The 22,611-nt window shown below is 67.9% G+C and carries 17 protein-coding genes and 1 pseudogene; 10 read left to right on the top strand and 8 right to left on the bottom strand.

From position 1 onward, the window contains the following. Window positions 1–3 precede the first annotated feature (3 nt). The 5 genes from argC to FZ103_RS18765 all read left to right on the top strand — a co-directional run bounded on the left by argC (window position 4) and on the right by FZ103_RS18765 (window position 5,297). The gene (argC, locus tag FZ103_RS18785; protein WP_186356505.1) at window positions 4–1,104 is read left to right on the top strand and encodes an N-acetyl-gamma-glutamyl-phosphate reductase; all 1,101 of its coding nucleotides are present in this window, start codon (window positions 4–6) and stop codon (window positions 1,102–1,104) included. Beyond that, complete coding sequence (pgk, locus tag FZ103_RS18780; RefSeq protein ID WP_156002864.1) at window positions 1,094–2,332, top strand: phosphoglycerate kinase; 1,239 nt, start codon at window positions 1,094–1,096, stop codon at window positions 2,330–2,332. The genes argC and pgk overlap by 11 nt, the downstream gene beginning before the upstream one ends. A 168-nt stretch (window positions 2,333–2,500) precedes the next feature. Then, window positions 2,501–3,097, top strand: a complete 597-nt coding sequence (locus FZ103_RS18775) for a helix-turn-helix domain-containing protein (protein ID WP_156002863.1) — start codon at window positions 2,501–2,503, stop codon at window positions 3,095–3,097. A 386-nt stretch (window positions 3,098–3,483) separates the two neighbouring features. Beyond that, window positions 3,484–4,272 carry a hypothetical protein gene (locus FZ103_RS18770; RefSeq protein ID WP_156002862.1) on the top strand — a complete coding sequence of 263 codons (789 nt, stop codon included), beginning with the start codon at window positions 3,484–3,486 and terminating at the stop codon, window positions 4,270–4,272. A gap of 8 nt (window positions 4,273–4,280) precedes the next feature. Continuing rightward, window positions 4,281–5,297, top strand: a complete 1,017-nt coding sequence (locus tag FZ103_RS18765; protein ID WP_156002861.1) for a FomB family phosphonate monophosphate kinase — start codon at window positions 4,281–4,283, stop codon at window positions 5,295–5,297. 87 nt (window positions 5,298–5,384) lie between these two features. On the opposite strand, the gene FZ103_RS18760 is transcribed toward FZ103_RS18765, so the two are convergent. Next, complete coding sequence (locus FZ103_RS18760; protein ID WP_343233598.1) at window positions 5,385–5,744, bottom strand: signal peptidase I; 360 nt, start codon at window positions 5,742–5,744, stop codon at window positions 5,385–5,387. Between the two features lie 195 nt (window positions 5,745–5,939). Between FZ103_RS18760 and FZ103_RS18755 the strand changes: the two genes are divergently transcribed. After that, entirely contained in the window at window positions 5,940–6,785 is an 846-nt protein-coding gene (locus FZ103_RS18755) for an MOSC domain-containing protein (protein WP_156002859.1), read from the top strand. 219 nt (window positions 6,786–7,004) lie between these two features. On the opposite strand, the gene FZ103_RS18750 is transcribed toward FZ103_RS18755, so the two are convergent. The 3 genes from FZ103_RS18750 to FZ103_RS18740 form a co-directional block, all read right to left on the bottom strand. After that, entirely contained in the window at window positions 7,005–7,367 is a 363-nt protein-coding gene (locus tag FZ103_RS18750) for a hypothetical protein (protein ID WP_156002858.1), read from the bottom strand. Between the two features lie 115 nt (window positions 7,368–7,482). Beyond that, on the bottom strand, window positions 7,483–7,707 hold the full coding sequence (locus tag FZ103_RS18745; protein ID WP_155998804.1) for a hypothetical protein: 225 nt from the start codon (window positions 7,705–7,707) through the stop codon (window positions 7,483–7,485). A gap of 251 nt (window positions 7,708–7,958) precedes the next feature. Further along, complete coding sequence (locus tag FZ103_RS18740) at window positions 7,959–9,206, bottom strand: Nramp family divalent metal transporter (protein WP_186356503.1); 1,248 nt, start codon at window positions 9,204–9,206, stop codon at window positions 7,959–7,961. 842 nt (window positions 9,207–10,048) lie between these two features. Here FZ103_RS18740 and FZ103_RS18735 point away from each other — a divergent pair. Both FZ103_RS18735 and FZ103_RS18730 read left to right on the top strand, forming a co-directional pair. Continuing rightward, window positions 10,049–10,891, top strand: a complete 843-nt coding sequence (locus FZ103_RS18735; protein ID WP_222936784.1) for an NAD(P)-dependent oxidoreductase — start codon at window positions 10,049–10,051, stop codon at window positions 10,889–10,891. 379 nt (window positions 10,892–11,270) lie between these two features. Beyond that, a complete protein-coding gene (locus FZ103_RS18730; protein WP_186356501.1) occupies window positions 11,271–13,574 on the top strand; it encodes an NACHT domain-containing protein in 2,304 nt (767 codons plus the stop codon). Window positions 13,575–14,958: 1,384 nt separating this feature from the next. Here the strand turns inward: FZ103_RS18730 and FZ103_RS18725 are convergent. Continuing rightward, window positions 14,959–15,630, bottom strand: coding sequence for a TetR/AcrR family transcriptional regulator C-terminal domain-containing protein (locus FZ103_RS18725; RefSeq protein WP_222936783.1), 672 nt, complete (start codon window positions 15,628–15,630; stop codon window positions 14,959–14,961). A gap of 90 nt (window positions 15,631–15,720) precedes the next feature. Between FZ103_RS18725 and FZ103_RS18720 the strand changes: the two genes are divergently transcribed. Beyond that, the gene (locus tag FZ103_RS18720) at window positions 15,721–16,833 is read left to right on the top strand and encodes an FAD-dependent monooxygenase (RefSeq protein WP_156002855.1); all 1,113 of its coding nucleotides are present in this window, start codon (window positions 15,721–15,723) and stop codon (window positions 16,831–16,833) included. Between the two features lie 155 nt (window positions 16,834–16,988). Here FZ103_RS18720 and FZ103_RS25650 read toward each other — a convergent pair whose 3' ends face one another. Both FZ103_RS25650 and FZ103_RS18715 read right to left on the bottom strand, forming a co-directional pair. Next, window positions 16,989–17,123, bottom strand: coding sequence for a hypothetical protein (locus FZ103_RS25650; protein ID WP_255430099.1), 135 nt, complete (start codon window positions 17,121–17,123; stop codon window positions 16,989–16,991). Window positions 17,124–17,350: 227 nt separating this feature from the next. After that, window positions 17,351–20,734 carry an NACHT domain-containing protein gene (locus FZ103_RS18715; protein ID WP_156002854.1) on the bottom strand — a complete coding sequence of 1,128 codons (3,384 nt, stop codon included), beginning with the start codon at window positions 20,732–20,734 and terminating at the stop codon, window positions 17,351–17,353. 213 nt (window positions 20,735–20,947) lie between these two features. On the opposite strand from FZ103_RS18715, the pseudogene FZ103_RS18710 reads away from it, so the two are divergent. Next, window positions 20,948–21,332, top strand: a pseudogene (locus FZ103_RS18710) (tyrosine-type recombinase/integrase); the annotation flags it as partial. Between the two features lie 96 nt (window positions 21,333–21,428). On the opposite strand, the gene FZ103_RS18705 reads toward FZ103_RS18710, so the two are convergent. Further along, window positions 21,429–21,650 carry a DUF2188 domain-containing protein gene (locus tag FZ103_RS18705; RefSeq protein WP_156002853.1) on the bottom strand — a complete coding sequence of 74 codons (222 nt, stop codon included), beginning with the start codon at window positions 21,648–21,650 and terminating at the stop codon, window positions 21,429–21,431. Window positions 21,651–22,611 lie beyond the last annotated feature (961 nt).

Below are 22,611 nucleotides of genomic sequence, written 5' to 3'. Positions count from 1 at the left end.
CCGGTGAGCGGCTCCGATATCGCCGCCGCGGTGATCGGCGGGACCGGATACGCGGGTGTGGAGATGTGCCGCCTGCTCGCGGCGCACCCCCGGGTCGGACGGATCGTTCCGACGTCCCGCGAGAACGTCGACCTGGAGCGGATGCACCCCAACCTGCTCGGTACGGGGATCCGCTGCATCCCCGTGGAAGAGGCGCAGAACCGCGCCGGCGAGTGGGACGTGGTCTTCCTGTGCACCCCCTCTGGCGAGGCGGCGCGACTCGCGCCGCGGTTCCTGGAGAACGGAGCGAAGGTCATCGACCTCAGCGCGGACTTCCGCTTCCGCGACGCCGGCGACTACCAGCGGGTCTACGGCCGTCGGCACGAGTCGGCGCAGCTGCTCGAAGAAGCCGTCTACGGAGCGACCGAACTGTACCGGGACAGCGTCCGCAGGGCCCGGTTGGTCGCGAATCCGGGCTGCTATGCCATCACTGCGCTCCTCGCGCTCACTCCGCTCGTTGAGAGCGGCCTCCTCGCCCGGCGCGAGCCGATACACATCCACGCCCTCAACGGCACCTCCGGGGCGGGCAACTCTCCCCGCCGCGAGGTGATGCACGCCGACGCGGACCGAGACGTGCTCGCCTACAGCCTCGAAGGCCATCGGCACGGTCCCGAATTGGAGGACCGGTTGGCCGGTCCGGCCGGGGGACCGGTCAAGATCGCGCTCAACACGGCGCACGGCGCGTTCGCGCGGGGAATCCACATCCAGGCCACCGCCACCCTCCGAAGCGACCGGGCGACGACCTGCACTCGCGACGACCTGCTGGAGCTCTATCGCAAGCGCTACGGGCGCGGATCCGACGGCGAGTACTTCGTGCGTTTGCTGGACCATCCCAAGACGGGAGCGAAGAACGAGAAGGAGTACGACCTCTATCCGCGGTTGCGGGGAGTGGTGGGGTCGAACTTCTGCCACATCGGGCTCGACGTCGACCCCGAGCGGGGGTTCGCGAAGGCGGTCGCGGTCACCGACAACCTCGTGAAAGGGGCGGCCGGCTCGGCCATTCAGAACATGAACCTCATGCTCGGCCTCGACGAGCGGGAAGGGCTGCGCAGCCATGGCTTCTGAGCCGCCGCCCGGACGAAGGGACGGCGAACAGCCTTGGGGCGCTCGCGTCCCGCTGCTGAGTGAGGCCGCTTTGGGGCCCGGGCAGCGCTGGATCCACTCCGCGGGGTTCAACATCCGTCCGGATCTGGTCGGCACGGCGCGTGCGGACGCCGAGTGCGGCGACCTGGCGCGGCTCGCGGACCACGGCTGCCGGGTGGCCCTCCTCTCCCACCAGGGGAACCACGGCGACGGCAGCGCACAGCACCTGCACTACGTCGCCGACTACCTGTCGCGGCGCTTGGACCGCCGCGTCGACTACTTCCCCGAGGTGGCGTCGCCCGCCGCGGTGAACCGGGCTCGCGAGATGGCGGACGGGGAGATCGTCCTGTTCGGCAACACCCGGTTCCACCCCGGCGAACAGGCCAACGACCCCGGGTTCGCGCAACATCTGGCCCTTCTGGGCGACGCGGTGGCCGTGGGCGGCTTCAGCAAGGCCCACCGGTCCCATGCCTCGAACGCCGGGCTGCTGGCTTGGCGCCCCGGGTACCTGACCGACGGCGTCGCCGCCGAACTCGCCCGGCTCGCGCCTTGGGCGGGCGCCGACACCGAGCGCTTCTCCATCGCCGCCGTCGGCGGCCGCAAGCCGGAGAAGATCGAGATAGGCCTGGCCGAATTAGCCGGCTCCTACGACCTCGTCCTCCCGGGCGGAGCCGTGCTGAACGCGCTGCTGGCAGGCATGGGATACGACATCGGCGGCTCCACTCTGGGAACCGAGCCCGACCGGGCGGCACAGGCGGCCTCGCGGTTCCTGCGCGGCCGCGGCCGCGACCGGGTCCACATCCCCGAGGAAGTGGACGTGGCGCGTACTCCGCAGTGCAACGGCCCGCCCAAGAGGGTGCGGGTGCGGGACGGGGTGCCCGCCGGCTACGCCATCGTCGATTTCGCCTGGCGTCCCTGGGCGCTGACCGCGCTGGACAAGCTGGCATCACGCGGCGGCCGTGCGGTGCTCGCCGGTCCGCTGTCCTACTACCGCGGCGGGTACACACACTCGACCGACCGCGTCCTCGACGCGTTCGCCGCTCCGGCGGTCGACGCACTCCTGCTCGGGGGCGACACCAACGCCGAACTCCCGTGGTCGGGGCCCGCCTCCACCGGAGGCGGCTCGGCCCTCCAATTCCTCGCCCGGGGCACCTGCTCCGTCCTGGACGCCTTGCGCGGCAGCCGGGCGAGCCGAACGCAATCCGCTTGACGAAGCCGGCCCGTCGTCCGCCGACCGGCGGCGCAAAGACCGACCGGCACCCATGCACCCAACACCCGCAAATATACGGAATACACCGATGGGACCCGATTGCACCCGGCCGTGTGCATGAGACGCGGCTGCGCAGGTCCCGGCAGGATTTCACTTGAAAGGATCGAAATGGCGGAAGTAGTGGCGGAGCGCGAGTTCGCGCTCAACTTGAAGGAGCGCAGGGAGCAGGTCAAGATGGACCGATCCGCGCTTGCGGACCTGCTCGAAATCAGTACCGACCGACTGGCGGACTGGGAGAACGGCCGGGGCCTGGAGAACCTCACCCTGCAGGAGATGAGTCGGCTCGCCGAGACTCTCGGAACGAGCATCGGAGCGCTCGCACCGGAGGCCGAGAACGACCTCGAGAACGGTGCCCTCTATCAGCTCCCGGACCAGAGGTCCGTGCTGAAGGGTGTGCGCGGGGGAACCGACTACTACGTCTACCACTGCCTGGTGCGGACGCGCACCGCGCCGTCGATGGTGCCGTTGGTGGTGGATGTACTGGTGGACGACCCGAAGGAGGCGAAGTTCAACGACGGGCACGCGGGAAGCGAATTCATCTTCGTGCTCGAAGGCGAGGTCCACATGATGTGGGGCGATCCGGAGAATCCGAACGAGACCGTTCTCCCGACGGGCTCCAGCCTGTATCTGGAGCCCTACGTGCGCCACGCTTTCACTGCGACCGAGGGCTCTGGCGGGGCCCGCCTCCTCGCGGTCAACTTCTAGTCCGCCGGGCCGCCGGGAAATCCGGCGTTAGCGTCAGCATCCCTCGCTGCCGGAACTCCACTGTGCCGTGCCGGCAGCGAGGGAGGTATTGCGGGTCGGTCTCCGCGTCGCCGCCGCGGGTAATGCGGTTTTCCGGATCAGCGGTGCTGCCTGTGGACCGTGGTAAGATCCGGCCACACGTCCCGAACTCTGCTTCGGGTCGGCTGGGGAATGGTCCGAGAGGTCCGATTGGTGCAGCGAATCGGAAATTCTGGGCACTCGGTATGCTGAATTCGGGCGGCCGCATCCGTCGCCGGAAGCAGCGGCGCGGTCGTTCGATCTCCGCCGTTTCAGATTTCGAGCGGGCATCGGCGAGCCGCTGGGTCAAGACGGAATAAGGTGGGTTAGTGGTTCCTGGTTTCCTGTCGTTGAAGATCGGCGGCAGCCTGTTCTCGGCGAAGAACGTTCCCGGTAGCCTCGACACCGCAAAGGTCGAGGCGTTCTCCAAGAGATGCGCGGATCTGGCCGTCCGCCACCCTGGAAAGGTCGCGCTGATAACCGGCGGCGGTGCCTTCGGCCACGGGGCCATCCGCGATCGCCCCGCATCCGGCCGGCTTTCCCTCGCCGGGCTCACGCACGCGACGTTCACCGTGAAGTGGGCGTGGGTGGAGGCGTTGGCCCGGGTCGGCGCCGAGGCGTTCCCGCTGCAGCTGTCTGCCATGTGCCTGGCGGCCGGGGACGGCTTCCGGGTTCAGTCGCAGGTGCTGGAATCCTTTCTGGGACACGGCATCCTTCCGGTCCTTGCAGGCGACTGCCTGCTGACAGAGGAAGGCGAAGTCAAGGCCGTATCCAGCGACAGGGTTCCGGAGATCCTTCTGGCCGCCGTGCCCCGGCCGACGCGGGTCGTGGTACTCACCGATGTCCCGGGGATCCTGCGAGGCGGACACGCCAACGGGGAGGTCATCCGCGAAGTGGACGCTCGCAATCCGGAGAGCGTCTACCGCGAGCTCTGGACGCGGGGGGAATGGGACTCCACCGGCGCCATGCACGAGAAGTTCGGCGCGCTCGTCGCCTGCGCCTTGCTGGGGGCCGAGTGCTTCATTATGCGGATAGACCCGTACGTCCAGGATTTGGATTTCCTTTTTGCGCCCCTGGAAGACTGGCCGGACGGTCTGCCGTATACGAGAATCGCGTAGGGACAGGTATGCAAAGCGCGGACTACGAGTGCCCGGAAACGCAGGTCAGAATCTCGGCCATCATCGACTTGAACGTGGTCCGCGTGCGGATCGCCACCAACCTGGAGGAGTTTCCCGCATTCAACTACTTCGCCGATGTGCTGCCGGATGAAGGTGCATTCGACTACGAAGTGATCTGCATGGACGTCGACCGGGACAAATTCGACCTGGAGAAGGCCGCGGACCGCGTCGACCGGACGTTCCGCGCAAAACGATTTGCCGCTGGATACTACCTGGTCCACTATTTCGGCGATCCTGCCCTCTTGATCACCCGCGGACGCACTTTCTACGTGTACGGGACGGCTCTGGAGCGGACCGTCTGGCCGTACTTCATCAAGCACATCCTGACCATGCACGCAGCCGACAACGGGTACCTGCACCTCAAAGCGGGTGCATTCGTCCAACCAGGTGGCGGTGCGAGTCTCGTGGTGGGCCGCAACGGCGGCGGAAAGACCGTTCTGCTGACGCAGGCCTGCCTGCACGGCGCCGACTTCTTGACCAACACCCACGCGCTCGTCCGCGACGGCTACGCCTACGGGATCCCCTCATCGTTGCGCATCCGCCGCGACGCCTCCTTCGGCGACCTGATCGACCGGTACGACCTGCCGCCCCACATGGAATCCGGCGATTACCTCGCGAGCCCGCACCTGCTGTTCGGGCGGAACGCGCCCGCGGCGGCGCCCATTCGCAATCTCGTGCTGGTCGACTACAACCCGGAGCGGGCACAGGGGATCGAGGAGATTTCGGCCGACGTCGCCGAAGCCTTCCTCGACCAGTTCTCGCTCGCCGTGACCATGTACGGCCTGAAGGACGACCTGTTCGCACACTACGACTACGACGTGCACCGCTTCGCGGCCGCGTTGCGGGACACCAAGGACAAGGCCCGCCGGTTGACGCGGTCGGTGCGCTGCCTGCGCGCGAACGTGGACATGCTCGACGGTTCCGTGCGTGAATCCGTGCTGCGGACGCTCGCGGGAGGGGAGTAGCGACCGCGGCCGGAGCTGCATGGAGGCGACTCGGGCGCGCGCATGCGCGCCCCAGCGGGCGGCGCAGGCCGCACGCGCCCGAGTGGATCAGGATTCCGCTGTCACCGCGTAACCGGGTACGGAGGGCCACCGGACCGTCATGACCACGGACTCCTCCTCCGCGACCCACGAATGCTCGGTCCCGCGGCCCCAGACGACGTAGTCGCCTTGCTGCTCAAGGACCACCACCCGGCCAGGGAACTCGACATGGAAGCGACCGCTGATGAGCACCAATAGAGCCGTCCGCTCCTCACCCGTGACCCACTGCGCTCGCCGGTCACCCCGCGGGTGGACACCCCACTTGACCTCCACCGCCTCACTGTGGCGGGGATCGGCGCCGTCCTTGAAATGCCCGAGGATCCACCCGCTGTCCAGTGCCGCGTCTTTGCCTGCGTTGCCTACGTACACGCCCTCTTCCACAAGGCCGGACGCTAGCAGGTGGCCCGGCCGCGGGGAGCCTCCGCGGCAGCGGGCTTGCAGCGGTGCGCGCCCGTTCCGAGCAGAAGGCGAACGGACGGGGGCGGCCGGGCACGGCGCCTTCCGGGCGGAGACCCCGCCCGATCCGTTTCGGTCGGCGATCCGCCGAGGCGTACGGTAACAGCGATGCCCTATGTCGACGCTCTACTGTGCTATCCCGTGAAAGGGTGCGGGGCCACCGTGCTCACGGAGTCCGGGATCGGTCCGGCCGGGCTCTGCTACGACCGCAGCTTCATGGTCGTCGATGCCGACGGCGTGTTCCGCAGCCAGCGCGGTACGCCGCGGCTGGCGGTGATCCGCCCGGAGATCACCGATTCGGGTCGGAAACTGCGGCTGCGGGCGCCGGGCCACGGCAGTGTGGCGATCGCGGTCCGCACCGACGGCGACCGGCGCCGTGTCGAACTGTTCGGCACCGCCTACACCGGTCTCGATCAGGGTGAGGAGGCGGCACGGTGGCTCAGTGAGGTCGTGGGTGCCCCCAGTCGGCTGGTGCGCGTGCCGCCCGACCACGACCGACGCACCAGCGGGCACACCCCGGGCACCAGCGGCTACGCCGACAGTTGCGCCGTACTGGTGGTCTCGCGCGCATCACTGGCCGACCTCGGCCGGCGCATCGCCGAGCGCGGCCGCACGCCGGTGCCGGCGGACCGGTTCCGGCCCAACATCATCCTGGGCGGTGACGAGGCGCCCTACACAGAAGACGCCATGCGCATCCTGGCGGTCGGCGGCGCGGAACTGGGCTATGCGAAACCCGCGATCCGTTGCGCGGTGACCACCGTCGACCAGGCCACCGGAGCCAAGGCGGGGCCCGAGCCGCTGGCCACCCTGGCCCGCTACCGGCGCACATCCGCGGGCGGCGTCGCCTTCGGTGCGAAGTTCGCGGTGCTCTCGCCGGGCGCGGTCGCGGTCGGCGACGAGGTCGCGGTCGGGTGGGGAGACTCGGCCGAGGCCCCGTCGGCACCACGCCCGTGAGCGCGGCCGGCGAGAGCACCGTCACCCGGGATAGGGAGACGGTGACGTCGCCGCGCCGAGTTCAGCGGCCACCGCCGAGGGCTTCGTTGTCTTCGCAGGCATCGATAACCAGGCGGTGGCCGTCTGCGCGTCCGGAGAATACCCGGTCAGGGGCTTGTCGATCTCGCAGCCCCGGGAAAACGAGCAGAGCCGAGGCGGACCGGATCTACAACCGGCGCATCAGCAGGCAGGAATCCCCGGGTAGGAGAGGTAGTGGGCACTGTAGGTGTAGTGCCACGACCCGGTGCGGTACCAGTAGTTGCCGTAGCTGTTGACGTATCGGCACTGAATGTAGATGTGGCCGCCGGCTTGGACGCTGCCGACCTTGTGGCTGCTCCGATAGGGCCTGGTGCGAACGGGAGCCTCCCTGGCCGCAATGATCTTGATGCTCTGCGCCTGCACTTGCTCCGTGTCGGCTGCGGCGGAACTCGGCACCTCTTGCACTGAATGGGCTGCCGAGGCCGACGCCGGCACTGCTGAAAGAGACAGCGCGGCAGCGAACGAAGCGACGAGCACGGACGACTTCAAGAACCCATCTTTCATAATGCACTCCTAAAAACTGGCGTAACCGCGTGCTGTGGCATCGATGGGGGCCGCCGCCGGGCGGAGGGGGCCGTTTCGCATGCCCGGCGGCGGCGGGGTCGGGGTCGGCTACCGGCTAGCAGTAGCAGCCGACGCGCTCCCAGTCGCTGTAGCTGGGCTCGCTGTGGCCGGCGCAGACCTGCCGGTTCCACAGGGTGAGGAACACGTTGGAGCCGCAGTAGGGGAGTCGGCACGACTGCTGCCAGGTGCACTCGTACTGGTCGGCCCGAGCCGTGGTCTGGGGGACGACGCTCTCCAGCATCCGGTCGCCGATCCGGGAAACAGCGCTCATGATCGCCATCGAACTATTTTCCTTTCCTGGTTTTCCGTGTATCTGGCGGTGCGGCACGAAATTACCATTTCCGGTGCCGCGGTCAAGGGGGTGTGCGGGGTTGTTCGGGATAAATGGAATTGGTTTTCCGGGTGTAGAGAATGGCATGGCGGATCGGCGTCCGGGCGGTGCGAAGGATTGCTCGGAAACCGCTCGGCCGCACGGGGTTGGCGTGTTATCGGGTTTCGCGTCCGAATGGGCGCCGGCGCGAGGGGTCCCGTTCAGATGGCGCCGATGCGGCTTAGCACCTCCTGGCCGCAGAGCAGCAGGAACAGTCCGCCCGCGAGGGCGAGTCCGGCGTTGCTGACGGCGCCGTTGCGCCACTGCGGTGGCGTGCGTTTGGAATTCAGCAGCCACATCAGGGTGAACGCGAGGAACGGCATGAACGCCGAGCCCAGAACGCCGTAGGCGATGACGAGCTGGATCGGTTTTCCCACTGCCAGCAGCAGCATCGGCGGGAAGGTCAGCCAGAGCAGGTAGGCACGGAACTCCACACTGGTCTCGCGCTCCTCCACCGGCCGGTTGGCCCGGCCGCGGATGTTGCCGACGAAGTCGGCGAACATCAGGCTGACGCCGTGCCACACGCCGATGATCGAGGTGTAGGCGGCGGCGAAGAACCCGATGAGGAACACCACCGAGACGAACCGGCCGAACCGCTCCTCCAGCACGTCGGCGAGGCTCACCAGTCCCTTGCTGCCCTCGGCCAGGGCCACCTGGCCGGCGCCGAGAAGCTCCGCGCCGACGATGAGCATCGCCACGACGAAGACGCCGGTCGTGATGTAGGCGACCCGGTTGTCCAAGCGCATCATCGTGATCCAGGTCGCGTTGCGCCACCCCTTGGCGTTGACCCAGAAGCCGTAGCAGGCCATGGTGATCGTGCCGCCGACGCCGCCGATCAATCCCAGGGTGTTGAACAGCGATCCGTCGGGGTTGGACGGCACCAGCCCGGCCGCCAGCGCCCCCAGGTCGGGCACAAGGTAGACCGCCAGGCCGACGACGGTGACGAACATGACGCCGACAAGGACGGTCACGACCTTCTCGAAGACGGCGTACTGGTTGAACCAGACGAACACGAGGCCGGTGAGACCAGCGAGGACCGCGAACACCGAAAGGGGCACGGAGGGGAACAGCGCGGCGAGGGGCAGAGCCGCCGCGGACATCGCCGAGGCCCCGTAGACGAACCCCCACAGCACGATGTAGGGCCCGAAGAAGACGAAGGTCCAGCCGCCGAGACTGCGCCAGCCGTCGAAGATGGTCTGCTCGGTGGCCAGGTGCCAGCGGCCGGTGGCCTCGGCGAGGGCCACCTTCACCAGGCAGCCGACGAGCACCGCCCAGAGCAGGGCGTATCCGAATCTCTCACCCGCGACGAGGCTGGCGACCATGTCCCCGGCGCCGACACCGGTCGCGGCGACGACGATGCCGGGGCCGATGAGTTTCCAACTGGTCGTGCGTTGCTCTGCTCGAAGCACATGCGCCCCTTAGGCATGGTCGTACGGTGGGATCGGCCCCGTGCCGGCGGCCGTCCGCGTGTCCGCAGTGCCGTGCGAGTCGCGGCCCTCCCGGGTCACGGGCACCGCTCCCCGCTGGTGGCCTCGCCGTGAAGACAGCGATGCCGCCGGTCGATTCCCGTGTCACGGTAGAGATCGGCGCAGAAAGGGAGAAGTTTCTTCCTGCACCGTCGGTCGGCCGCTCCAGTGCCGAACCGCTGCGCTGAGGCGAGGAGCGGGCTCAGCGGGGTCGCGTGTAGGGGCGAGGGCGGACACCGAGGCGCGGCGGCCGTCGCTGTCCGAGCGGAGTCGAGTCGGCGCGGGCGGGGCGCTCTGCGCGTCGACGGCGGCTACGTCGACTCGGTCCTGCCCTGAGCAGCCCGGCAGCCGCCGGTTCCGTGGCCCCGCCTGTGGCCGGGCGCTCTTCGCCTGCGTCGAGGACGCCCCGGCCACGGGCCGTTTCCCTGGGCACCGCGTCGTCGCCGCCGCTAGGACGTGCGGTCATTGGCCGCGGACGAGACCAGCCGTGCACCGGATTGCCTCGGCATCTGCGGCGCGGGACGAGCTGGGGCTCCTTTGCTGCCCGCACCGACGAACCGGTTGACGAACTCCGCCCCCGCCGCGACAGCGGCCGGGACGGGCAGAGCCCGGGGCGGCGATCACCCGGCTCGGCGTGTCACAGTGGCAGGTGCACCAGCAGACGCGGTCGGTGGAGAAGGGGAGCGTAGCGCGTGGGGTCGGAACGGTCGGAACCGTTGCGCCTGGCCGTCGCGCCGGACGCGGACGAGGCTGTTGCCGAGGCGGTCCGCCGGGCGGGAGCTGTCGTGGTCGACCTCGCCGACGCCCGGGCGCTCGCCTGGACCGCATGGACCGATCTGGCGAGTTTCCCGCAGCCGCTTCCTGCCGGCATCGAGTGGGTGCAGCTTCCCTCCGCCGGCGTCGAGCGGTGGGTGGAGGCGGGGATCATCGACCGGGCGCGCGTGTGGACGTCGGCCGCGGGGGTCTGCGCGGCCCCGGTGGCCGAACACGCGCTGGCGCTGCTGCTGGCGGGCGTCCGGATGCTTCCGGAATGCCTGCGGTGCAGGGAATGGGCCAGGACGGAGGTGCTGCCCCGGGTGGGGACTCTGGACGGGGCCGCGGTGGGGATCGTCGGCGGCGGAAGCATCGCCCGCGCCCTGATCCCGCTGCTCACCGCTGTGGGCGCAGAGGCCCGCGTCGTGAACCGCAGCGGTCGTGCGGTGCCCGGAGCCGCCCAGACCCGGCCGATAGCCGCGGTCGGCGACTTCTGGGAGGCGGTGGACCACGTGGTTCTGGCCGCCCCGGACACCCCCGACACGCGTCACCTGGTCGGCGCGGCCGAGCTCGATGCGATGAAGCCGACCGCCTGGCTCGTCAACGTCGCGCGCGGGACCATCGTGGACACCGATGCGCTCGTCCGGGTGCTCGACAGCGCCGGTATCGCCGGCGCGGGCCTCGATGTGACCGACCCGGAGCCGCTCCCGGCCGCGCATCCGCTGTGGGGGCACCCCAGGGTCATCGTGACGCCGCACGTGGCCGACGCGGCGATGACGCTGCGGGGGTTCCGCCGGCGGCTGGCCGAGAACGTCCGGCGTTGGAGGGCGGGCGAGGAGCTTGTCGGTGTCGTCGACCCGGACCGCGGATACTGAGTCCGGGCCCGCCGAAGCCGTCGCCCCTTCCCCGGCGCCGGGCCACGCAAGACGCCGAGGCGATTCCCGTGCGTCCTGAAACGGGAGGGCTGACGATGTGGGTGTCGCCTTGGAAGCGGCGGCCGGGCGGATTATCCTCAACGCCCCTTCCACGGGAAATGCGGCCCGCATCGAGCCGGTGCCCTCGAAGTATTACAGTCCGCCGCTGATGGGCTTCCGGCGGCCCGCGGCACGTGTGGATTCCGGTTGGACCCGGCCATTCCCAGGTGGGTTGCCGTTGACGTGTCCCTTGCGGCAGAACGTCCGGAGTCGCCCGGCCTGATTGCGGCGCAGAGGCACAGCTCCCACGGCGATATGAGAATCCGCCACAATGGCGGGCGTGGCGAACAGAACCGGGTTGTGGTGGCGCGCCGGTGCGGCCGGGGCAGGGCTTCTAGGCCTGGCGGGAGCGGCCGCGGCGCTCGCGGTGGTCCTTTGGGAACGAGGCCCGGACACCACCGCGGATGTCGCGCAACTGGTGGCCGTGGGTTTGACGCTCGCCTCAGTTGCGGTGGGAATCCTGGCGTGGTGGCGGCGCCCGCCCGGCCCGGAGACGGCACCCACCCGCGAAGATATCGAGCAGGCCGCCGATGCGCTGGCCGAGATGGTCGCTGCCCAGTGGGAGCAGGAGGCGGAACTGCGCTCGCTGCACGACCCTGAGCCCATGCCGGTGCGGTGGCGCCTTACCGACCGTCCAGCACTGATGGACCTGCCCGAAGCGGCGCTGTCCGAGGAGGCGCTGACGTTGGAGGGCACCAGCAACGAGATCGCCGGTCTGTCCGCAAAATACCGCGCCCTTCATCGTCGGCGGCTCGTCCTCCTCGGCGGGCCGGGTACGGGCAAGACGACGCTGGCCGTGCAACTGCTGCGGCACCTCGTGCGCGCACGGGACTCTGCCGAGCCGGTGCCGGTGCTGTTGTCGGTGGCGCACTGGAACACCGCCACCCATCCCGACTGGCGCGATTGGATGGCCCAGCGGCTGCGCCAGGACTACCCCGCTTTGCGGGCGACCTCGCTGGGCGAGCGCGCCCCGGAACGATTGGCCCACAGCGGGTGCATTCTGCCCGTGCTGGATGGCCTGGACGAACTCTCCGCCCCAAACCGCGTCGCCGTGGTCGGCGCGTTGAACCGCTCGCTGGGTGATGGCCCGCTGATCCTGACCAGTCGCAGCGCGGAGTTCGCCCAAACGGTCCGCGAGGCCGATGAGGTGCTGTCCTCTTCCGCGGTCGTCGTTCCGCACCGGCTGCGCCGTGCCGAAGCCGCCGATTACCTCGACCAGTGTCTGCGCACGCGCCATCGGCTCCGGCAACGCTGGGCACCGGTCCTGACCGAACTGCGCGCCGGGCCCGCTTCCCCCGCCTCAGCGCCGCTGCGCGAGATGGTGGCGACTCCCGTGGGGCTGTGGCTGTTGCGCACCGTCTACCTCGAGACCCACGCCGATCCGCGCCCGCTGCTGGACCCCGGTCGCTTCCCCACCCCCGAACTGCTCCGTAAGCACTTGTGGGACCAGCTCATCCCCGCAACCATCCAGACCCGCACGCCCAGCACCGACCCGCCGACCGAGCCCTTCCGCCCCCGCAAACACCACAACCCCGAACAGGTCCGGGATTGGTTGTCCTCCCTCGCTCACCACCTGGACACCATCCCCACCGGCGAGGGCCGTCACGGCACCCGTGACTTCGCATGGTGGGAACTGGCCCGCCACACACTGCCCCGCAGCGCCGGTCCTATGGTCGGGATCCTTACGGGGCTCACAGGCGGACTCGTTACTTGGCTCGTGGCTGCGTTCATGATGACCCGGCCCATGTTCTTACTGTTTTTCGGGCTCCTGCTCGGACTTATCACCGGGTTCGGGGGCACGATCAGGTTCCCGTCCCTGATGGCGGACTCGCCGGCGTTCGCCGACTTCCGGATCAAAAAACGAAAACACCGGCTCCTCTCCTTAGTCGCAAAATACACACTCGCGTGCTGGATCCCACTCTCGATCGTGCTCGGGCTTACGCCATGGCTTATCGTCGGGTATCGCGAGTTCGACTCCGTGCTCGGGCTTGCCCCATGGGTGACATTATTCGCGTTAGCGGGTTTCGTGATCTGGTCCATAGTCGTACTGCTGGGCGTCCTCCCGGTAGCGCTGGTGTGCGGGCTCCTGCTCGGACTCACGGAGCTGGCCGCGTCCCCGGCCCAGACGGGTTCAGCGAGCACTCCGCTCGCCACCTGGCGAGCGGACCGCTCCCTGAACCTTCTGCGGATGATCGGAGCCGTACTCCCCATTGGGCTTGTGGCGACATCCCTGGCCGAGCACGAGGGCACGCTCCTGTTCGGCATCGCCGGCGGATTTCTGGTCGGGCTCGGCTTCGCGCCCGCAGTCGGGTTCTCGGTGGGCCGTCACCACGCGTGGCCGGTCTACCTGGTGGCCACCTTCTACCTTGGGTGGAAGAAACGCCTGCCGCGGCGGTTGGTGCCGTTCCTCGACGATGCCCACCGGTTGGGGCTATTGCGTGCTGTGGGACCGATCTACCAGTTCCGCCACGCCGAACTGCAAGACCACCTCGCCCGCACCTACGGGGAAAGCTCGGCGGCAACCCAAGGGCAGGCGTCCTTCACGGCGGTGCCGGTGACATCCGAGGAACCGACCCGCCGATAGCGGGCGCGCATACAGGACAGACGTAAACCCGGCTTGCATTCTGGCCACCCGATGAAGCCGCGCCCGGGGAGGCGGCGCCGACGGTGGCCGACATGGCCGGCCACCGCGCCAGGAGTTTTCGGATGCGGTGTTCGACCTCGTCGACGATCGGCCCTTGGCGTATTTGAACCTGAGGTATGATCCCCGAATGGAAGACAGGGTTGGAAGTTAGTTGAGCACTACTAACTACCTTGCCACACTGGCAGTGGCGCTGGTATTTCTATATCTTTCTTTTTTGAGTTTTAAACACTGGCATAAATTGCAGCGGTTCCCGGTATCCAGAATTCCATATTTCCATAGAAATTACGAAGAAATCAAAGGGCGGTCGATTGATCAACTGAACAGGGTTTTTGTGAGTTTGTTTCTTGCTTTCTTGTTTATTCTGATGGCGGCAAGGTCTACTGTGCTGTATTTTGGTCAATAGCGGCCTGAGTATCCTCTGTTGAGGGGGCCTTCTTCGGTGGTGGGCGTTATGGACGCCTCACCGAAGGGGGAGAGACGCTGATGCATGCCGCTGGCCTCCTGAGGCTGAATGTGCTGGCGCCCGAGCGCGGGCGAACTCCGCTTGGCGGGGGCTTCCCGCGCCTGCCGGCGGGAGCGGGGCGACTTGCGGCCTCGCCACCATCGGTCACAGCGCGAGCGGGAACCCGGATCCCGTGTCGGAACGGCCTGTGGGGCGCAGAATCGGGGACAGCGGAGGCGACGCAGCACCAGCCGATGTTCGGATCCGGATGGCCGGCCGAGGACTCCCTCACAGTGTCGTCTCCTGCTGCGACGATGATCGGCGAAGCCGACCGGATGGAGCAGGACATGATCGAGCGGGCCGCGCGGCGCATGGCCGAACGGGTCGTCGCGGACGCGCCGCAGGGATGGACCCGGGCGGTCGTGGCCGCCACGGTCGCACCGGATCGGCACTCGAGCATGGCCTGTTACGTCCTGCCCGGTGACCCGTCACGCACCCGCATCCCGTCCCTGACGCTCTCCTGTATCGATGAGATCGCACGAGCGGCGGGAGAACACCGCGGCTGGGAGACCACCAACCTGGAGTTCGAGTGCCGGCCGTCGGGGGAGTACCCCGTGGTCGCGTTCTCCGAAGCGATCACCGCAAACCTGTCCGCCACCGAAGGCATGCGCCGTGACGACCGCGCGCCCCGGTACCGAGGAATCCGAGTCAGGCGTGGTGTGAGCGGGGAAGTCCGCCCCGTATGCCCCGCATTCTGGGTGCGGGAGGTCTGTCACTTGCCGTCACGCTCACCGGGGCTGGACCGCCGCGCCCCCGGTCGGGGTTCGCACGGCTTCATCGGGGATGGCTCCTGCGCCCGGTGCGTTGCGCGGTGCCACCGCTTCAGGTGGGTGGGTCCACCGCGGCAGCGATCATGGCCTCCACACCGAAGCGCAGGCGTTCTTCGAAGGGCTCGTTGACGGCTCGGGCGCCCAGGCGGTGTAGGGCCGGGTAATCCTGCTCGGAGAAGCCGAGTTGTCCATCTGAAGGCATGTGGCTGCGCCCGGCCTGCTCCTCCTGAGTCAGCCCTAGCACCAGGTAGTGAATGCTCCAGACGGTTCGTACAGCGGTTGCCTCGTCGGCGGCGAGCTGCAGGGTGGCGGCGGCAAGGATGTCCGCGGCACGCAACGTATTCGCCTGGAAGGCGTCGGTGCCGGCCACCAGTCGAGCCCCGTCCCGCCGGGAGAGCATGACGGTGCGCAGTCCCGCGGCCAAGGCGTGGACTCGCTGCCGCGGGTCATCAGGCAGGGTATCGAGGTCAAGGTCGCCGAGGACAGCGTCTGCCATCAGCTCGAACAGGTGCGCCTTGGTGCCCACCTGGTAAGAGACGGTGTTCAGGTGGGCATCGAGCCGTTTGGCCACGCCGCGCAGGGTGACCTTCTCAATGCCCTCTTCGTCCAGCAGCTCTAGGGCCGCCTGGACCACCTCCTCCCTGTTGCGCCGTTTCTGAACCACGCGTTCCTCTCCGTCGACGGGTACGTGTGTTCCACAGTAATCGGCCGCACGCTGCTCCACGATTGAGACTTGGTCACCGACCAAGTATTTTAGGAGTGCCAGCGTTCCGACTGGGAGAGATCTAGGCACCGACGGTACGAAGGAGCGACCATGCGAATCCTGATCAGTGGTGCAGGAGTGGCCGGGTTGGGCGCCGGGATCGACCTGGCGAGGGTCGGGCACGAAGTGGAGATCGTCGAGCGGGCGAATCACCTGCGCACCAACGGCTCACCCATCGATGTGCGTGGTGAGGCCATCGGCACCGCGCGCAATATGGGCATCCTCGACGCGGTGCAAGAACACCGGATCACAATGACCGAGCAGACGAAGTTCATCGACCGATCCGGCGCGCCCGTCGCCCCCTTGGTCCGGCAGGAGATCGAAGAATCCTCCGATGACATCGAGATCCCCCGTGAAGATCTGATGAACATCCTGCGCCAGGCCCTGCCCGATCAGGTCGGCCTGCGCTTCAGGGAGTCCATCGCGACGCTGGACGATGCCGGGGACCGGGTCGCGGTCACGTTCGCCTCCGGCCGCGAGGCCGCCTACGACCTCGTCGTCGGCGCCGACGGGGTGCACTCGGCCGTGCGTCGTTTGGTGTTCGGCCCGGAGAAGGAGTTCACCAAACACCTCGGGATGTACGTCGCACTCGGGGACGCACCCGGCCAGGCAACACCCGGCAACCGCACGACGGAGGTCCTCAACCTTCCGGGCCGCATGGCCGGCCTGGCTCGCTACCGCGACAAGGCTCTGGCACTCTTCCAGTTCCGGTCCGAACCGATCGATTACGACTACCGTGATCTGGAGGCGCAGAAGCGCATTCTGGCCGAGGCCTTCGCCGGCGTCGATGACTGGAAGGTCCCCGAGCTGCTCAAGGCCGCCCAGGACGATCCCGAGCTCTACTTCGACGCGGTCGCCCAGATTCACATGTCGACCTGGCACCGTGGACGGATCGTGCTTATCGGGGACGCCGCGCACTGCGCGACCCCGATGGCCGGGCGCGGCGCCTCGCTGGCCCTGCTGGGGGCGTGGATCCTCACCGAGGAGCTTGGAAACCAGGGCGATGACCTTGAGGCGGCCTTCAGCGCCTATGAGCAGCGTCAGCGCCCCCACGCGGCGGCAGCCCAGGAGTTCGCGCTCAGCGGGGCTGACCTTGTGGTGCCCGCCTCATGGGAGGCCATCGAGGCGCGCAACACCCGGCTGCGGGCGGCGCAGTCCCTCTAGGCGGCCGTCCCTGGCACACGATGACCGCACGCGAGAACCGACCCGCCGAACTCGCTGAGGTCGGCAGGACCAGCGTGCAAGACCCCCTGGATCCGGTGCCGCCCCCGAGCGCGCGGATCCAAGACACAACCGACGGGCTGCGCGGCTGCTCGGGGTCAGTTCAGGAACCGGTGGGCGCCGCGGATTTGGGTGGCCAGGTGCCGCTGGGTGGCCGTGCCGTCCAGATTCGAGTCGAGGGCTCCGGGCAGTCCGGTGGCGGTTTGATTCCGACCGCCGCCGAATAGTGCCACTACCTGCCATTTTATCCGCCGGCTCTCCGCAGTCAATGCCGCGCCGTGACACCGTATGCCGCCCGCGTCCATGACAGCCGAGCGACGATGGAGCGCACGGCCTTACCCGAGGGAGGCGGTGCCGTTCCTCTCCGCAAGGTGCCGGAGCGATTGATGGCGAGCTGAACTTTCCATATCGTCCCGTAGTGAGACAAATATTGACGCGAGACAGATTGCAAGGCTTCCTTTTACAAAGGTTCCTTTACGCGCACGCCAGGGCCCAGCGCGCGGCGGTTATTCACCTCTTGGCCCTTGCGGATTGAGACCGTCAGTGTGCGGTGCCTCGCGAGCGGAGCGAGGTCCAGCCCGGGGCGGGCGCCGCCGAGGACTAGCCTTTCCAGGTGCGCTAGCTCGGCCAGAGGGTTTAGGTTCAGGATCGCGTGGCAGTCCGTGAGGTTCAGTGTTTCGAGCGTGTGGAGTTTGGCCACCGGGGACAGGTCCGCGACCGCAGTTCCTCCAATGTTGAGGAAGCTGAGTTCGGATATCTCGGCGACTGGGGAAATATCGAAGACTCGCGAACACCCCATAATTCCAAGGGAGTGCAGCGGCAGTTTGGAGATTGGTTTCAGGTCGGTGATCTGTTTTGCATTCCAAAGAAAGAGGCTATGCAGTTGCGGAGTACGCTCGACAATTTCTTGTAGTGTCGAGTCGGTTATTTCGCCGGTGAGATCGAGTCGTCGCAGAAGTGGGAAACTTTCGAGGAGTGTCAGTAGGGAGTGGGGCTCACCTAGGTTGGAGGGCAGGTCTAGGTTTTTCAGTCCGGAGAGTGAGGTAATCGGGGAGAGATCCTGGATTCCAGTCAGGCTGTCATTGCTCAGGCCGAGGGTGGTAATGTTCGGGGTCTCGTATAGGAAATTTAGATTTGTAAGTGGCGGAGTGTGGAGATCGAGATGGTGGAGGTGGGAGAGCGCGGCCAATGGTGTCAGGGTGTCGAAGGGCACAGCTGAGTGCAGGACAAGCGTGCTGAGGGTTTCTGCGTGGGCGAGCAGCGGATTGAGATTCCCCGATTGAACGGTCCGCAGATCGAGGAGATTCAGCAGTGCGGTGTCCCACAGGAAATCGAGGTCTGGGATATCTGTGTTGATACACTGGAGCCAGCGCATGTGTGTTAGGTGCCGCGCCGCGGGAAGCAGGCGAGAATTTCGGATGAACAGGTTTCCGTGGCGCTCCAGTGGGGCGTCGGCCAGGACACGCCTTGCGTATTCCTCCGGATGGAAATAGCTCCACGCCCCGCATAGCTCCCGCTGTACCTCCTGGCGGGGGTCGGTGGCATACCGCGTGAGAACATTGATGGCACGGGGTCCATTGACCAGCCAAGCGGTGCGGACCGCCGCGCGGGCTTGCTTCGCGGTAAGGTGCTCGAGGCTGTCGGGCAGCCGATCCAGCACCGGTTCGCCGACCGCGGCCAGACTGCGCGCGGAGCGCAAATCCCGTGGGGGCACCAGATCGTCCAGGCAGGCGTCGATGGCCACGCGGATGTCGGGCGGCACCTCGTCCAATGTTTCCAGACAGGCGGCGAGCAGCAGCTTCAGCCGGCGGCGATGGGGGCCGCCGACTGCCATGCGCTCGCGCAACCCGCGGATGAGAGCGCGGGCCTGCGGGCCGTTGGCATGCCCGGCGGCCATGATCACCGTCTCGCGCCAGGTGTCCTTGTGCGCCTGATCCACGAGGTAATCCACATCGTCGTCGTGGACGACCTGTTTGGCGGTCAGATACTCCTGAACCGTGCGGTGCACGAAGTCCACCCGATCCACCGCCGGCTCTCGCAGCACCCCGCTGCGTTCCAGCAGCGCGCACAGCACCTGCTCCGGCTCGGCGGTGACCTTCGGCATGCTCGGCAGCTGCTGGGCGATCCTGGACCGCGCCGCCTCCCGGGGCAGCTCGGCGCGGCCGGTGCTGGACAGCCGGAAGGCGAGGTCCTGCAGCACCCGCAACTTCTCCCGCCGGTCCAGCCCGACCTCGATGTGGCCAGGGATACCGCGCTGGGTGTCCCGCCGCTCCAACAGCATGTCCAAGGTCTCGGCGTAGAGATCCATCCGGTTGTGCGGCAGCCGGTTGCGGTCCAGGTTCAGCGCACACAGCATCGCGGCCAGCAGCGGCGAGGACGCGAGATGGCGCAGGTGCGGCGCGGCCTCCAGCCGGCCCAGAAGCCGCGCGGCATGCACGTCGAGGTCCTCCACCCCGCAGGGGCGGCCAGGGGCATCGCGCATCGCCGCATGCCAATGCCGGACCAGCTCCGCGGTCTGGTGCGGACTCAGCGCCTCCAAGAACACCGGCATGAAACCTTCCGCGGACAGCCAGCGCTCCGCAGCCGCGGCCGGGCGGCTCGTCACCACCACGCGCACTTTTGGGAAGGCGACGACCAGCTCGCGCAGCCAGGCGCGCACCGCCTCACGCCGCCGCTGGGGCAGTTCATCCACCCCATCGACCAGCACGAGCGCCTGCCCGGAGCCAAGCCTTCTGTGTGCCCAGCCCCGCGGCATCTGCCCGGCCAGCGGCGGCGCCGTCGCCCGGGGAAAATCCTCCGGCACCGGCAGCTCACCCTCAGCGTGGCTTCGCAGCTTCACTAGAAACGGGGTGAGGCCGTTCCAGTCCCGTAGCTCGCCGGTGAACCCGCCGCGGACCGCGGTGATAGCCAGCCAGCGCAACAGCGTGCTTTTACCCGAGCCGGCCTCGCCGCGTACCAAGCTGAGACGCTGGTGGGCCAGGGCCGCCTCCACCTGCACCCGTGCGGTGTACTCGTGCGGCTCCTGCCCGGCGGACTCCAACGGGTCCCAGCCGGCCCGGTGTGCGACCAGCTCCTGATCCGTGCGCGCGGAAACCTGCAGGCTGATGTAGGCCATGCTGAGCGCCGTGCGCGAGCGCAGGTGGTGCAACGACACTCCGAACAACTCCACGTAGTCCAGAGCCGTGCTCAGGTGCTCGGCGTAGCGGCGGGTGAATTCGGCGTCCTCCGCGGTGCCCTCCGGGGCATCCAGCGTGCGGACCGGCATCCGCTCCAGGGCCGCCGCCACCTGCTCCCCCAAAGCCGAGACCTGAGCGGCGACACCGCCCACCCGCTGCAGCGTCTCCCTCTGCGCCCGCGCCAGGAACTCCGGGCGCTGCACGACAAGCCGCACCAGGCAGCCGCAGCACTCCTGCAGAAGCGCGCCGTAGAACGCCGCTCCCGCTTGTCCCAGCTCGTGCTCCAGCCCGCGCCGCGGCATCCGCTTACCGAGCCGGGCCGTCAGCCGCTCTTCGTCGAGGTCGTCCGCGAACAGCGCGGCATCGCTGAGGTCGGCCCCGGCCAGCGTGTCGACCACCTCGGCCAGGGCTGCGGCCTTGTCCCCCTCGGACATTCCGCGGAACTCGTGTCCGCACAACTCCATCAAGCGCTCGGCGACGGTGTCGGCGATGCGGCCGAGTTGGCGGTCCAGGTCACGGCGCAGGATCCGGTCGGTCACCGTGGTCGGGATAAGTTCGACGAGCTGGGCCTGACGGCTGACCGCATGTTCCCGATTGCCTGTCCAGTTTCGGACCGCGTGCTGCACCAGCAGCGATCCCGCTTCGATCGCCAGCGAGTCCAGGGCCATGCACTGCTCTCCCTCGTGCTTGGGAAAGCCCAGTATCGCGGAGATTGCATCCTCGTACGCCGGCGTCGGCGAAACCCGCGCATGGCCGCATCCGGCCGGTGAGGCGCCGCCTTGTTGCGTCCTATGGGATTCTCTCGCTCGCCGGTGCACCCTCCCTCCTGGACGGCATGTGGAATGCGCGGGGCAGTCAACGCCTTGGCGCGCTCATACCACCTGAACGTGCTGAAGGCGTGGCGGGCCCGCCAGCGCCAGGAACGCCTCAAAGCCGGAGAAGTGGACCGAGTCGGGCCGGGTGTTCACCCATTCGGACGGCACCGGTCTCCATCCCGGGTGGGTGAGCGGGTTGTTCTCCCGCATCGCCGCCGAGGCCGGTCTGCCCCCGATCAGCCTGCACGGACTGCGCCACGGCGCCGCCTCATTGAGTCTGGCCGCCGGAGTGGACGTGAAGGTGGTCTCGGCCGAACTGGGCCACTCCACGACCGCCTTCACTCAGGACACGTATCAGAGCGTGTTCCCCGACGTGGCCAAGGCGGCGGCCGAAGCCACCGCCGCGCTGGTGCCGCTGCCATCCCACCGCAGGAGCGGGGGCGGAAAGTAGCCCCTCGAACTGCCGCCACCTCGTGCGGCTTCACCCCCGAGCCATGTTGGAGCGAAGCCGCACGGTCGTTGCTCGGTCAGTCGTCCGGTGGGTGCGCTACCCAACCGGCGGGAATGGGTCGCTGCCGTAGGTGTACTCGTACTCGAACGTTCCGTCGGCACGCATGACTCTGAGCTGGCTCGGCTGGTTCGCCTTAGCCACACGCTGGCCTTCCTCGACCGCCTTGTCCTTGGTGGGGTGGGTCGACAGCACGCGCTGTTCGTGTTTGACCTGCCACTGTGAACCGCTCGGCACTGCCCAGTAGATGTTTCGCGCCATGACTAGCGTTCCTTTGCGCTCGCGGCGGATGTCCGGAGGCGTCCGCCCCCCTGCTGATGTCGGTGGATCGTCCAGTAGCGCTGTCCCGCTTGGCCCGAAGTCGCGTTCGCGGAGTGGGGCCCGCTTTCGGTGGGGATGGGCCAACGCCGATGCCTTCTGCGGCCTCGGGGCCGTGTGGCGTTCGCTGGCCGTACGCATCGGGTCCGACGCGCCGCGGGTTGGCTGGTACTGAACCATCCATGCGGAGGCTACGCTTACGGACAATTGTCTGTCAAACGATGTTTTCACTTTGAGTGCTGCGAACTGCGTTCACATGCTGGGCCATGGGCGGGGCTCGGATGAGCCGGATTGGGCGTGCTGACGCAGCGATCGGGGGATTCAGCACGTCAAGCTCGGCCCGAGCAACACCGGAGAATCGCCCGAGCCGCTGTTGTCCCGAGGTGCAGCGTTGTCCTTCGTGGCGCGGGAAGAGTCACCCCGAGTTGGAGGGAGGGTCGTCGTTCCGGACGGGGCTGAGGTCCGCGCTGGCTTTCGGCCCTGGCGGGGCCCGTGGCGGCGCACACGGGACTGCTGGCGGTCGTCGCCGGGATGGGGGGCGCGGGGCGGTGTGTGGGGCCTGTGGCGGGCGCAGGGGGTGCCGCGGGGCGGGTGGCGGCGGGTGGCCCGGTTGGGGGTGTGATCAGCTAATCCGATGGGGATCTTTGCGCTGGATCCGAGCTGGGGAGCGAGCACGGAGCAAATTCGGAAGACAAAACGGGCGAATCGATGGCGCCCGATTAGTCGTGCAGGCCGTTGACCTGCGAAGACTCGGCGCACCTGGCAGGATTCGAACCTGCGACCGTCGGATTAGAAATGCATTCTAAAAGTGTCGGCCAGCGCCGAATAATGCCGCTACCTACCATTTTGTCCGCCGGACCTCTGCCGTCAATGCCGCGCCGTGACGCCGTGTGTTGTCCGCGTC

The sequence above is a fragment of the Streptomonospora sp. PA3 genome (genome assembly GCF_009728995.1).
Lineage (GTDB): Bacteria > Actinomycetota > Actinomycetes > Streptosporangiales > Streptosporangiaceae > Streptomonospora.
This window is presented reverse-complemented; position numbering and strand designations above follow the sequence as displayed.

Excerpts from the sequence above, each read along its gene's own strand:
- FZ103_RS18755 (WP_156002859.1), top strand. The coding sequence starts at position 5,940 with ATGCCCTATGTCGACGCTCTACTGTGCTATCCCGTGAAAGGGTGCGGG.
- FZ103_RS18775 (WP_156002863.1), top strand. The coding sequence starts at position 2,501 with ATGGCGGAAGTAGTGGCGGAGCGCGAGTTCGCGCTCAACTTGAAGGAG.
- FZ103_RS18720 (WP_156002855.1), top strand. The coding sequence starts at position 15,721 with ATGCGAATCCTGATCAGTGGTGCAGGAGTGGCCGGGTTGGGCGCCGGG.
- pgk (WP_156002864.1), top strand. The coding sequence starts at position 1,094 with ATGGCTTCTGAGCCGCCGCCCGGACGAAGGGACGGCGAACAGCCTTGG.
- FZ103_RS18750 (WP_156002858.1), bottom strand. The coding sequence starts at position 7,367 with ATGAAAGATGGGTTCTTGAAGTCGTCCGTGCTCGTCGCTTCGTTCGCT.
- FZ103_RS18715 (WP_156002854.1), bottom strand. The coding sequence starts at position 20,734 with ATGGCCCTGGACTCGCTGGCGATCGAAGCGGGATCGCTGCTGGTGCAG.
- FZ103_RS18745 (WP_155998804.1), bottom strand. The coding sequence starts at position 7,707 with ATGGCGATCATGAGCGCTGTTTCCCGGATCGGCGACCGGATGCTGGAG.
- FZ103_RS18765 (WP_156002861.1), top strand. The coding sequence starts at position 4,281 with ATGCAAAGCGCGGACTACGAGTGCCCGGAAACGCAGGTCAGAATCTCG.
- FZ103_RS18705 (WP_156002853.1), bottom strand. The coding sequence starts at position 21,650 with ATGGCGCGAAACATCTACTGGGCAGTGCCGAGCGGTTCACAGTGGCAG.